At 67.8% G+C, this 12690-nt stretch carries 10 protein-coding genes; 5 read left to right on the forward strand and 5 right to left on the reverse strand.

The window, feature by feature from the left end; translation table 11 throughout:
- The first annotated feature begins 1 nt into the window (after window position 1).
- Complete coding sequence (locus ACLJQ7_RS15070; RefSeq protein WP_410648827.1) at window positions 2-1171, forward strand: acyl-CoA dehydrogenase family protein; 1170 nt, start codon at window positions 2-4, stop codon at window positions 1169-1171.
- A gap of 50 nt (window positions 1172-1221) precedes the next feature.
- Here the strand turns inward: ACLJQ7_RS15070 and ACLJQ7_RS15075 are convergent, their stop codons facing one another.
- Window positions 1222-2604, reverse strand: coding sequence for a neutral zinc metallopeptidase (locus ACLJQ7_RS15075; protein ID WP_410648828.1), 1383 nt, complete (start codon window positions 2602-2604; stop codon window positions 1222-1224).
- A gap of 458 nt (window positions 2605-3062) precedes the next feature.
- Between ACLJQ7_RS15075 and ACLJQ7_RS15080 the strand changes: the two genes are divergently transcribed.
- A complete protein-coding gene (locus ACLJQ7_RS15080; protein WP_410648829.1) occupies window positions 3063-4316 on the forward strand; it encodes a DUF222 domain-containing protein in 1254 nt (417 codons plus the stop codon).
- 153 nt (window positions 4317-4469) lie between these two features.
- Here the strand turns inward: ACLJQ7_RS15080 and ACLJQ7_RS15085 are convergent, their stop codons facing one another.
- A complete protein-coding gene (locus ACLJQ7_RS15085) occupies window positions 4470-5126 on the reverse strand; it encodes a response regulator (protein ID WP_410648830.1) in 657 nt (218 codons plus the stop codon).
- Window positions 5123-6259: a sensor histidine kinase gene (locus tag ACLJQ7_RS15090; protein WP_410648831.1), complete on the reverse strand. Its 1137-nt coding sequence runs from the start codon at window positions 6257-6259 to the stop codon at window positions 5123-5125. Before ACLJQ7_RS15090 ends, ACLJQ7_RS15085 begins: the two co-directional genes overlap by 4 nt.
- Before the next feature lie 149 nt (window positions 6260-6408).
- Here ACLJQ7_RS15090 and ACLJQ7_RS15095 point away from each other — a divergent pair, with 149 nt between their 5' ends.
- Window positions 6409-8190, forward strand: a complete 1782-nt coding sequence (locus ACLJQ7_RS15095) for a PDR/VanB family oxidoreductase (protein WP_410648832.1) — start codon at window positions 6409-6411, stop codon at window positions 8188-8190.
- A 4-nt stretch (window positions 8191-8194) separates the two neighbouring features.
- Here the strand turns inward: ACLJQ7_RS15095 and ACLJQ7_RS15100 are convergent, their stop codons facing one another.
- Complete coding sequence (locus ACLJQ7_RS15100; protein ID WP_410648833.1) at window positions 8195-9385, reverse strand: LCP family protein; 1191 nt, start codon at window positions 9383-9385, stop codon at window positions 8195-8197.
- Between the two features lie 174 nt (window positions 9386-9559).
- Window positions 9560-10303, reverse strand: coding sequence for an SDR family NAD(P)-dependent oxidoreductase (locus ACLJQ7_RS15105; RefSeq protein ID WP_410648834.1), 744 nt, complete (start codon window positions 10301-10303; stop codon window positions 9560-9562).
- 100 nt (window positions 10304-10403) lie between these two features.
- On the opposite strand from ACLJQ7_RS15105, the gene ACLJQ7_RS15110 reads away from it, so the two are divergent.
- Both ACLJQ7_RS15110 and ACLJQ7_RS15115 read left to right on the forward strand, forming a co-directional pair.
- A complete protein-coding gene (locus ACLJQ7_RS15110) occupies window positions 10404-11030 on the forward strand; it encodes a TetR/AcrR family transcriptional regulator (protein ID WP_410648835.1) in 627 nt (208 codons plus the stop codon).
- Between the two features lie 37 nt (window positions 11031-11067).
- Window positions 11068-12633, forward strand: coding sequence for an MDR family MFS transporter (locus ACLJQ7_RS15115; protein WP_410648836.1), 1566 nt, complete (start codon window positions 11068-11070; stop codon window positions 12631-12633).
- Window positions 12634-12690: the final 57 nt, after the last annotated feature.

The raw sequence follows: 12690 nt of genomic DNA on the forward strand, positions 1-12690 counted from the left end.
CATGACCGCCGACTTCTACGCCTACGAGGACCTGCTGCCGGAAGAGGAGCGCAAGCTGCTGCTCAAGACGCGCGACTTCATGCGCACCGAGGTCAAACCGCTGGTGAACGAGTACTGGGCCAAGGGCGAGTTCCCGCACGAACTCGTCGGCAAGTTCCGCGAACTCGGCGTCGCCGGACTGCCTTACGAGGGCTACGGCGAGCACCTTCCGGCCACCAGCCACCTGCTCAGCGGCATGATGGCGATGGAGATGACCCGCACGGACCCGTCGGTGGCCACCTTCTTCGGTGTCCACAACGGACTCGCGATGTACAGCATCTACTCGGGCGGCGACCAGGAACAGCGCGACCGCTGGCTCCCGTCGATGGCGGCGATGGACAAGATCGGCGCCTTCGCGATGACCGAACCGCTCGGCGGATCCGACGTCGCGGGCGGCATGCGCACCACGGCCCGCCGTGAGGGCGACACCTGGATCCTCAACGGTGCCAAGAAATGGATCGGCAACGCGACCTTCGCCGATCTCGTCATCGTGTGGGCCCGCGACGAAGAAGACAACCACGTCAAGGGTTTCGTGGTCGAGAAGGACTCGCCCGGGTTCGTGCCGGTCAAGATCGAGAACAAGTTCGCGTTCCGGATCGTGGAGAACGCCGAGATCACGCTGACCGACGTGCGGGTGCCGGAGGCCAACCGGCTGCAGGGCATCGACTCGTTCCGCGACGTCGCCGAGATCCTGCGCGCGACCCGCGGCGGCGTGGCCTGGCAGGCGCTGGGCGTGATGGTCGGCGCCTACGAACTGGCGCTGGACTACGCCAAGGAGCGCGAGCAGTTCGGCCGTCCGATCGCGCGGTTCCAGCTGGTGCAGGATCTGCTGGTGAAGAGCCTCGGCAACATCACCGCGTCGTGGGGCATGCTGGTGCAGCTGGCCAGGCTGCAGGACGCCGGGATCTTCAAGGACGAACACTCATCGCTCGCGAAGGCCTTCGTGACCTCGCGGATGCGGGAGGTCGTCGCCTGGGGCCGCGAGATCTTCGGCGGCAACGGGATCGTGCTGGACAACGACATCATGCGGTTCTTCACCGACGCCGAGGCGATCTACTCGTTCGAAGGCACGCGGGAGATGAACACGCTGATCGTCGGGAAGGCGATCACCGGCCAGAGCGCGTTCGTGTAAGCCTCGCTTTGCGAATTAAGGCCCCTTTCCTCGGGGGCCTTCATTCGTGTCTAGCGGTATTTGTCGCCGCAAGTCTTTTGGCTGCCGGAGGAGAAACCGTCACGGAAGGCCGCGACCCTGGCGAAACCGGCCGGGAGGGTCCGGCCCCGGACGTCCGCCGCGATCAGGCTGTTCCGTGTCAACATCTCGGCGATGGCCTCGTCGAGGTCGCCAGGGGACAACGTGAGCGCGCCACCGTCCGCGATGGTCGACGCCCAGAAGCCGGTGAGGCAGGCGGTGCGTTGCGCGGCCACCGGGCCGTCGAGCCGGAACCCGCCCTCCTGCTGGACCGCCAGCGTGTAGCGCGACGCGACCTCGGCGAACGCGGCGAAGTCACCGATGCCGCCCTGCCTCCCCCGGCGCGGCGGGGTCCCGATGCGGACCAGGCCGTCGAGGTCGAGGTTGATCTGGTTGGACTCCGAGCAATACGACGCGAGCGCGTCCTCCGCCGTCACACCGCACGCCGCTCCGGTGGTGAGCATCGGCGGCGTGGCCGCGAGCGGGAACGCCTGCCGCAAACTGGCGGTGAGGTCGGCGAGTGCCTGGCGGTCGTCGAGGCGGACGTTCGCTGCGGCCTTCTCGCTCGCCACGGCGCCTTGGGTGCTCCGGCCTTCGATCTCGCGCTCGTCGATCTTCGCGCACCGGGCGGGCCCGTCCGTGAAGCCGAATTGGAACGCGGACACCCGATCGAACGCGTTGCCGTGCGCGCCGTCGTCGTCGAAAGCCACGCCCGCGGAGTCACGGATCTGGAACAGCGCCGTGAGCACTTCGTTGAGCCCGCGGCCGGTGGACACCTGGAACATCGGCGACCGGCCCTCGGCGACCCAGCGGAAGTACGCGCCGGTGTAGCAGTCGGCCTGCTGCTCCTTGACGATCGACGGGCTCGCGGCGGGCAGCCCCAGCCGGAACTGGACGGCGTGGCCGATCTCGTGGGCGAGCACGGCCATGACCGCCGCCGGGCCGATGGAGTCGTTGAGCGTCGGCAGCAATTCCCCGCGATCCCACGCGACGACGTCCTGCCCCGAACAATAGAAGGCGTTCACCAGACCCGCCGTCGAGGCACCGCAGATCTCACGGCCGCGACCCGCCGAGTCGTAGGAGACGAGCGTGGCCAGCGGCCGGAATTCCCGGTCGAAGGTCGCGAGCAGATGCTCGCGCCAATACCGCTGGACGTCGGCGACGGCATTGGCGGCGAGCCTGTCGATCTCGCCGCCGTCTCCACCGTCGACCGGGAGACCGGCGTCGAGCACGCCGGGTTTGAGACCACTGGGGCCGTCGGTGATCTCGAGGCCGGCGACGCGGGTGGGATCAACGGGTCGCGCCACGCCGTCCACGGTCGCGGCGCAACCGGCGAGCCAGAGGGAGAGACTCACCAGAATCGTCCAGTGCTTCATCACACCATCCCCGTCCCGACGACTTCCCCGACTCCAGGGACACGGGCGGCTGCGGGACACGGTTCAAAACAATCTTGGGGTTGTTCTCGTGATGGCCGCCTCGTGATCCGTCTTCGCACGCCCCCCGCACTTAGTCGACTACTTGCTCCTGGGCTCACTTCCTTGCTGCCGGGGCGTGTCCCTCGCACCTAGTCGACTAATTGCGGGGAGATTCGGGCGTCTCACTCAAGGCGATTCACCCTTCGGGTTGTGCGCGCCCGATGCGGCTGTTTTCTTGCCAGCGTCATGCGCATGCCTGAGCGCTCGCAATTAGTCGACTAAATGCGAGGGGGTCTTGGGCACGTCGCTCAAAGCGATCCAGGTTGGCGACTGATTCACCCATCGGTGTCGTGCGTTGGTTTGGCTGGTTGCTTAAAATTACGAACACTTGTTCGATTGTTTTGGGGTATTATGGAGGAGTGTCCGAGACCTTCCTTCCCGAGTTGCCGCAGGAGCTGTGGCGTGCTGGCAAGCTGGAGCTTGCCCATGGCGTGCAGCAGTCCTTGCGGGTGATTCGGATGGCCACCGCCGGGTTGGGACAGTATCTGGCGGAGATCGAGTCTCGGGGCGTCAAAGACTTGTACGGGTATGGGTCGACGGCCGCCTGGTTCGCCGATGTGGCGGGACTGTCGCGTGGCGAGGCTCAGCCTGTGGTGAACCGGGCGCTCGCGTTGAATCCGACCCGAGCGTTGGATGGGACCGAAGTTCCTGCTGTCGCGCCCGCGACTGCTGCGGTGGCTGCGGAGGGGTTGGTCGGGGACGAGCGGATCGATCAGATTCTGGAGTTCCTGAAGAAGCTCCCGGCCGACACCTCAACTGAGGACCGCGCCAATGCCGAGAAGATCCTCGCCACCCTCGCCCGCGAGGCTGGTCCCCGGCAACTGGCGAAGGCTGAAACGAATCTGCTCGGGTTGCTGGACCCGGACGGCAACGAACCCAAAGACCCCGAGCCGAAGGAGCCGCGCCGGGAAATCACGCTGGAGCGGCGTAAGGACGGGTTCTGGAAGCTGACCGGCCTCCTCGACGACGAGACCGGTGCCCGCACCCACGCCGCACTCGAGGCCTACGCCCAGCCCCGCCCGGTGGACGAGTTCGGCCAAGCGGATCTACGGATGAAGTGCGAGCGCATGGGAGACGCGTGGGTCGACATCCTCGACCTCGCCGTCGCCTGCCCCGACCAACCCGGCACCAACGGCTACCGGACGATGGTGCATGTCACCATCGGACTGGACGAACTCAAGTCCGGCCTCGGGACTGCCTGCCTGGACTTCGTCGGGACGATGACCGCGCGCGAAGCCAGGTTGGCCGCCTGCGACTGCCTCATGCTGCCCGTGGTGATGAGCGCCGCCGGAGAACCCCTCGACGTGGGACGACTCAGACGCTTCGTCACCCCAGGCCAACGCCGCGCACTCAACATCCGCGACGGTGGCTGCGCCTTCCCCGGGTGCCACCGGAAACCCAAAAACTGCCACGCCCACCACATCCACCACTGGGCAGACGGCGGCCCGACGGATCTCCGCAATCTGGTGCTGCTCTGCGGATTCCACCACCGCCTGATCCACCACGGCGACTGGGAAGTCCGCATGGCGGCCGACGGGCTACCGGAATTCATCCCACCCCAATACCGGGATCCGCTCCGACAACCCCGCCGCAACACCCTCCACCACGTCTGAACCCCGAGGAGCCCGCCAGCCACACCGGCGACGGGCCCCTCGGCATACCCACGTTCTCCGTCGCGAGCACGTACGTCAGCTCAGGCCAGCAGCGAGCTGAGCATCAAGGCCATCCCCGCATCCTTCTGGCACTGTCCGTTCACAGGACAAGGCCTAATCAAGCAAAGCGGCCCGGTGTGCCAGCAGGGCGGCCTGGACGCGATTGGTACACCCCAGCTTGGCGAGGATACGGCTGACGTGGGTCTTCACCGTGGCTTCGCTGAGATGGAACTCGGCGGCGATGTCCATATTGGACAGACCGCGGGCGACCGCGACGAGCACCTCGCGTTCTTTGCCGGTCAAGACCTCGAGCCGCCGTTCGGCGTCGGCCCGCGGCCCGGCGGCAGGCTCACCATCGGTGAACCGGGCGAGCAGGCGGCGGGTGATCTTGGGCGAGAGCATCGCGTCGCCGCGAGCGGCGGACCGGACCGCCGCGAGCATGTCGCCGGCGGTGGCGTCCTTGAGCAGGAAGCCGACAGCTCCGGCACGCAGCGCGGTTTCGACGTACTCGTCGAGGTCGAAGGTGGTCAGGACCACGACCTTCGGCGGATCAGCCAGCCCCTGAAGCCGGCGAGCGGCGTCGAGGCCGTCGGCACGGGGCATCCTGATGTCCAGCAGGATGACGTCGGGCCGGGTGGATCGGGCCAAGCTCACCGCTTCGGCGCCGTCGGCCGCCTCACCTGTGACGGTGATGTCGTCGGCGGACTCCATGATCGTGCGCAGCATCGAACGCACCATCCACTCGTCGTCGGCGATGAGAACGCGAATCACCGGCCGGACTCCCCCGCGAGGGGAACGACAGCCTCGACGAGAAACCCACCGTCGAGGGTGGGCGCGGCGGTCAGCTCACCTCCGACGAGACGGATCCGTTCGGCGATACCGAGCAGGCCGTGCCCACCACCGGGCAGTCCGTCCACCCGCCCGGACGCCGCACCAGCCCGATTGAGCACGATGAGCCGGAGCAGACCCGGTTCACGCAGCACGCGGACCTGAGTCTCGGGGTTCCCCGCGTGCTTCCGGACGTTGGTGAGCGCTTCCTGGACCACCCGGTACACCGCATGCTGGACCAGCGCGGGGACCGGCCCTGCGGTGTCCACCTCGAGGACGACCGGCACCCCGAGCGCGCGGGTCTGGTCCACCAGGTCGACGAGGTCGGCCAGGCCTGGTTGCGGAACCAGCGGTGCCGCGTCGCTTGCCCTCAGCACGGACACCACGGAGCGCAGTTCATCCAGTGCGGCACGCCCGATCGTCCCTATCCGCCCGGCGACCTTGGTGGCGTCACGGCCGTTGGTGGCTTCGAGCGCTGTCGCGTGCAGCACCATGAGGGACACCCGGTGGGTGACGACGTCGTGCATGTCGCGGGCGATCTGGGCACGTTCGTCGCTGCGGGCCTGCCGGACTCTCAGATCTCGTTCTTGTTCGGCTTGCTCGACCCGTTCACGCATTTCGGAGATCAGCTCCCGCCGGGTGCCGACGTAGAGGCCGAGCAGCGCCGGCGCCACGCAGACCGCGATGCTCTGCGGAAGGCTTGCGTCCAAACCGCCCAGCCGCCAGATCGGCAGGCCGACCACGATCAGTGTGCCGAGTGTGCTGCCTGCGGTGAGCCGCCACGATCGGGTGCGTTCGGCGACGGTGTACTGGGCGAGCACGACCGCGAAGATCCCGGACAGCACCATCCAACCCGCCAATGCGACCCCGGCGAACACCCACGGATGATCCCGCCGGAACCAGGCCGCGGTAGCCACCAGCACCACGGCCGGGAGCCAGAACCACAACGGCGGGTGCCAGCGGACGTAGCCATAGATGAGACCCGCGGCCGCGAACGGGGTGGTCGCCGCCCCACAGCCGACCGCCAGCACGCCGTCGATCACCCGTGCGGGCAGGAAGCTCAGGGGCTTGTCCACAGGGCGCACACCGATCAACCTAATCCGATCGCCGGCCGCGGGCATCAGGGGAAAGTTGTAGACAGCGGGAGCGGAAATCGTTCCATCGACGTGCGATTCGCGTCGTCATGCCGATGCAGCAGGCATGTGAATACCACGACGCTTCGTTCATGAAGAAAACCCGCTTTCCCGCCTGGCGCACGATGACACCGCGGGCGCGCCCGCGGTGGTGGCAGCTCGGTTTCGCCGCGTTCGCCGTGGTCGCGATCCTGATCCTGTTCCCCGGCGAGAACGCCGCTCTGCCGACGATCCGCACGATGGGGGTGATCGGCTACGCGGTGGCCGCCGCCGTAGCCCTTGGATGTGCCGCGGCCTTGCCGAAGCCGGGCGCACGAAGCCTGCTCATCGGCTTCCACCTGGCGTTCGTGCCGACGCAGTTTCTGTTCGCTTTCCCGAACCCGGTGCCGAACCTCGGGATGGGGCTGTCAGTGGCGATACTGGTCGGGCTGCGGCCCCGGTTCCCGAGGCTGTCACCTCGGTCCAGGAAGATCTGGCTCATCCTGCACATCGGAGTCAGCGTGGGCTGGCTGGGTCTTTCACTGGGAATGCTCACACTCGCGCTCATCGGGCTACTCGCCGGTACCCACATCGTGCGGCACAGCGCCTACGAGATCTTCCACATCTTCGACCTCGTGATCGTGATTCCCAGTGTGGTGCTGACGATCATCACCGGCCTCGTGCTCTCGCTCGGCACACCTTGGGGATTGGCCGGACACCGTTGGGTACTGACGAAATTCCTGATCTCCCTGAGTATCCCGGCCGCGGCCGCGGTGGAAAGCAGGTGGGTCACCGAACTGGTCGCACGTACCGAAGACCCGGCTGCCCGGCCGGGCGCGCTCGGTGTCGCGCTCGTGATCACCGTCGGCGGCTTCGCGATCTCGCTGTGGGCCGCCACCATTCTTTCCGTCCTGAAACCATGGGGCAGGACCCGATGGGGTCGTGACCGCGATTCGGCGCCCACCATCGCGGTCACCGTCACCGACCGGCGCCGGGTCGCGAACGACACCGTCGCGCTGACTCTGGCGCCAGTGGGCGACCATGACCTGCCGGCTTGGGAGCCCGGTGCGCATGTCGACCTGATCCTGCCGTCGGGTTTGATCCGGCAGTACTCATTGTGCGGCGACCCCGCCGAGACGCGTCACTACCGGCTCACCGTGCTGCGCGACGCCGCGGGCCGCGGCGGTTCTGGTGAAGTACATGCCCTTCGGACTGGCGCCCAGGTGAAGATCCGCGGGCCCCGCAATCACTTCCCGATCGTCGACGCTCCGGCGTACCTGTTGGTCGCCGGAGGCATCGGGATCACTCCCTTCCTTCCGATGCTCCCCCGCCTCACCGCCACCGGATCACCGTGGCGGCTGATCTACAGGGGACGCTCACTCGGCCACATGGCCTACGCCGAGCAGCTCGCGGCGGCTCACCCCGCCCGGGTCTCGCTGTACCCCGCCGACACCTGCCGGCGTCCGGATCTCGCCGAACCGGTGCGAGGGCTGCCCCCCGGAGCCGCGGTCTTCTGTTGCGGCCCCGCGGAACTGGTCGAAGCGATGACCGAGGTGATGAGAAAAGAATGTCCCCAAGGGACACTTCATGTCGAGAGGTTCGCCGCCACGACCCGGACGGGACCAAGCCGTCCCTTCGACGCGGAACTGCGACGCAGCGGGCGGACCGTGCGGGTGCCCGCGAACGGCACCCTGCTGGCCGCCATCCACGAAGTCAATCCCGCCGTGCCCTCGTCGTGCGCGGACGGGGTGTGCGGCAGCTGTCGAACGACGGTGCTCGCCGGTGTCCCCGACCATCGCGACGACGTGCTGCAATCCCATGAGCGAGACCGCGCCGACGTCATCTACCCCTGCGTCTCACGAGCAACCGGCGACAAGCTCGTGCTGGATCTCTGACCGCTCAGTTCACACAGCCGGCCATCGCGGGCGGCTTGGAAGACGAAGGCGGCGCGGTGACCGAAGACGTGGCCGCGACCGGCTTGATCCCGATGCCGCCGGTCGGCTCCCCCACCGCGGCGACGCTCGTCGAGTTCAGCGCGGCCTTCACGAACGCCTGCACCTCGGCCGGATCCACCTTCACCGCGTCGCCGTCCGACGGCGTCGGCAGGGAAAGACTCTGGACCGGGATCGTCTGGAACTTCAGCGCCCCGGAACTCATCCCCCGCAGCTGCTGCGCGAAGCTGAGCACGTCCCAGCCCCGGTCGAGCACGACCGAACCCTGGATCGCGCCGATCAGCGCGCTCAGCTTGGTGGGATCGGTGAACGTCCCGGCGTCCAGGACGGTCTTGGCCATGCTCGAAAGGAACGCCTGCTGCCGCGCGATGCGGTCGAGATCGCTGGGCAGCCCGTGCCGCTGCCGCACGAAGGCGAGCGCCCGCGGCCCGGAAAGCAGCTGTTTGCCCGCCGCGAACGACGCCCCGGAGAACTTGTCCTGCACCGCTTCGTTGAGGCAGACCTCGACCCCGCCGACGGCTTCGCTCAGCGCGGAGAACCCGGCGAGATTGACCGCCGCGTAGTGGTTGATCGACAGCCCGGTGAACCGCTCGATCGTCTGGATGGTGAGTTTGGCGCCCGCCTCGTTGGCCTTGACCTCGAGCTGCGCGCCGGAGAGTCCTTGCGCGCGCAGCGAGTTCATCGCGGCGTTCTTGCCGCGGCTGTACGCCGAATTGATCTTGTGCTTGCCGAGCCCGCCCGCGATGTCCACATAGGAGTCACGCGGGATCGAGATGGCCGTCGCGGCCGCTCCGCCCGCCGGGATGTGGACCACGATCATGGTGTCGGTGGTGTCACCGCCGTCGTCGCTGTCTCCGGCGTGCAACGCGTCGAGGACGTTCTGCGGCAGCGGGTTCCCGCTCGTGTCGGTGCGGGAGTCGATTCCGACGAGCAGGATGTTCTGCGCCACCTTCAGCGGTTCGCCCGCCGGGCCCTGAGGCATCTGGGCGGAGGGTGCGATGACGTCCGCCGTCACGATCGCTTCGTCCAAACGGCTCAACTGGGTCCACGCGAAACCCGTGACCCCCAGTACGGCCGTCGACACCAGGCCCAGTGCGACGCGGCCGCCGATCCGCCGTCCTCGCGACGTGAGCAGCACGACTTCTCCCCGCTTCCGTGAATGATCCCCCGCATTCGAGGATCACCGCATTAGCTGGGAATTACCTGAGAAACGTGTCATAACCGGGTCTTAAAGCCCGTTCGGACGAGCCGAAGTGATCAAGCGCACAGCCGGTCGCGACAGCGAGTACCGGACCGACCGCGCAGCGCTCCCCTAGCGGGGCATCCGGCGCCAGATGGCGCGTGGCACCACGCGCATCACTGAGAACACCAGCCGCAGAAGTCCCGGCACCCACACGGTTCCCCGGTGCTTCCGGAGTGCGGCGACCGTCGCGTCGGCGACCTGGTCCGGTGTGCTGGAGAACGGCGCGGGCGACATTCCCTCGGTCATCCGGCCGATCACGAAGCCGGGCCGGACGAGCAGGAGATGAACTCCGGTGCCGTGCAGGGCGTCGGCCAAGCCGCTCGCGAAACCGTCGAGACCCGCTTTCGCCGATCCGTAGACGTAGTTCGCCCGCCGGACCCGCACCCCGGCGACCGACGAGAAGACCACGAGACTTCCGTTTCCTTGCTCACGAAGCACATTGGCCACATGCGTCAGCACACTCACATGAGCCACATAGTCCGTGTGGACGATCGCGACGGCGTGAGCGGCGTCCGCTTCGGCGCGTGCCTGGTCGCCGAGGATCCCGAAAGCGGTGACGACGACGTCGAGCGGCCCGTGGTCCGAGACGACCTTCTCCAGGAACGGGCCGTGTCCGGCGAGATCGTCGGCGTCGAACTCGACGGCTTCGACGGTTTCCGCCCCCGCGGCCAGCAGTCGCCGGGATTCCGCGCCGAGGTCGGCGCTCCGGCGCGCGGCGAGCACGATCCGGCGCGCCCCGCCCTTGGCGAGCCGTTCCGCGACCGCGAGGCCGATCTCGCTGCGTCCGCCCAGTACCAGCACCGTTCCGCTCACGCGCCGCAGTCTGCCAGGCGGCCCGGCACCGGCCACCAGTGGCACGTTTCACAGACTGCAATTTTGCAGTATCTGCATCTTCGGGCGTATCGTGGTGCTCATGCCCGAACCCGTCAAAGGTCTTCGCGAGCGCAAGCGGCTGGAAACCCACCGCGCGCTGGCGACCACCGCCGTCCGGCTCGTCGCCGAACGTGGTCTGGACCAGGTGACGGTCGAGGACATCAGCGCGGCGGCGGGGGTCTCCCCGCGCACGTTCTTCAACTACTTCGCGTCCAAAGAGGACGCTGTCGTCATCGCGCACGCCGACAGCGCCGAGCGGACCCAGCGCATTATCGACAAGTTCCTTGCCACGCCGAAGGAAGTCAGCACTCCCCGCGCTTTCGTCGAGGCACTGAAGGAAGACTTCGCCCAAGTCGACGAGAACCGCGAAGAGTGGCTCGGCCGGATGAAGGCCATTCAAGAGAACGCCACCCTGCACTCGCGCGCGGTGGCCATGAACCACGACACCATCGCGCCGCTGATCGAGGCGATCGCGCGGCGTACCGGCGTGGATCCCAAGGCCGAGCTGTACCCGACGCTGCTGCTGTCCACGCTCGGTGGCGCGGTGAACGCCGTGCTCATGCACTGGTACCAGCACGACGGCCGGGTGTCCGCGCTCGACCTGCTGGACGACGCCGTCGAAACGCTTCTCGCCGGGTTCCCGGAGCCCGGCGGCCGCGCGCGCTGACGCGCCCGGCACCACGGAAACACGAAGGGGGACGACCATGTCCGTATCCATGACCGAACCACGAGAACCGGACGCCCCGGCGGGCGCGATGGGCCGCAAACAGGTCCTCGAAGCGATGTCGGGGCTGATGATGGGCATGTTCGTCGCCATCCTCGCCTCGACGGTGGTCGCGAACGCGTTGCCGCGGATCGTCTCCGAACTCGGTGGCTCGCAGGCCTCCTACACCTGGGTGGTCACCACCGAACTGCTCGCGATGACCGCGACGGTTCCACTCTGGGGCAAGCTTTCCGACCTGTACAACAAGAAACTGCTGATCCAGCTCTCGCTCGGCCTGTTCGTGGTCGGTTCGCTGGTCGCCGGGTTCGCGGGCAACATCGAGGTCCTGATCGGCAGCCGGGTCGCGCAGGGCATCGGTGCGGGCGGGCTCACCGCGCTCGCGCAGGTGATCATGGCCGCGATCGTCTCCCCGCGCGAACTCGGGAAGTACTCGGGCATCTTCGGTGCCGTGTTCGCCGTCGGGACCATCGCGGGCCCGCTGATCGGCGGCGTCATGGTGGACACCTCGTGGCTCGGCTGGCGCTGGTGCTTCTTCCTCGGTGTCCCGTTCGCGATCGCGGCGATCCTGCTGCTGCAGCGCACCTTGAACCTGCCGACGATCAAACGTGACGTGAAGGTCGACTACCTCGGCGCGTTCCTGATCATGGCAGGCGTTTCGACGCTGCTGGTCTGGTCGTCGCTGGCCGGGCACCAGTTCGCGTGGGGCTCCTGGTGGACGGTCGGCCTGGTGACCGCCGGTGTGGTCATCCTCGCCCTCGCCGTCTACGTCGAGTCGAAGGTGACCGAGCCGATCCTGCCGCTGGGCCTGTTCCGCAACCACACGGTCGCCCTGACCACCCTCGCGAGCTTCCTCGTGGGTGTCGCGATGTTCGGCGGCACGGTGTTCCTGTCGCAGTACTTCCAGCTCTCGCTCGGCAAGTCGCCGACGGTGGCCGGGCTGCTGAGCCTGCCGATGATCTTCGGCATCCTCGTGTCCTCCACGGTCTCCGGCCAGCTGATCAGCCGGACCGGCAAGTGGAAGAGCCACCTGCTGCTCGGTGCGGCGCTGATGACCGCGGGCCTGGCCTTGCTGGGCACCATCGACGCGAAGTCGAACCTCGTCGTCCTCGGCGCGTACATGGTGCTGCTGGGCGTGGGCGTCGGCATGCTGATGCAGAACCTGGTCCTGGTGTCCCAGAACGACGTCGACGCGCACGACCTCGGCACGGCGACCTCCACGCTGTCGTTCTTCCGCAGCCTCGGCGGTTCCATCGGGGTGAGCGCGCTCGGCGCGGTGCTCGCGAACCGGGTCCTCGCGCTGATGAGCGAGAAGCTCGGGCCGCTGCCCGGCGGCGGCGAAGGCGGCGCGGTGCCGAACATCGCCACGCTGCCCGAACCGGTCGCGAACGTCGTCCGCGAGGCCTACGGGGAGGCGACCAGCGAGTTGTTCCTGATCAGCGCGCCGATCGCGCTGCTGGTCGTCGTCGCCGTCGCGTTCCTCAAGCACAAGCCGCTCAAGACCCAGTCGGGCAACGAGCGGCTGGCCGAGGAGACCGCTGCCGCCTGACAACCAACGGCAGAGGGGCCCGGTTCACCGAACCGGGCCCCTCTTTTCGCGCGCACG

Source organism: Amycolatopsis sp. cmx-4-54 (genome assembly GCF_046548895.1).
In the GTDB taxonomy this organism is placed as follows: Bacteria; Actinomycetota; Actinomycetes; order Mycobacteriales; family Pseudonocardiaceae; genus Amycolatopsis.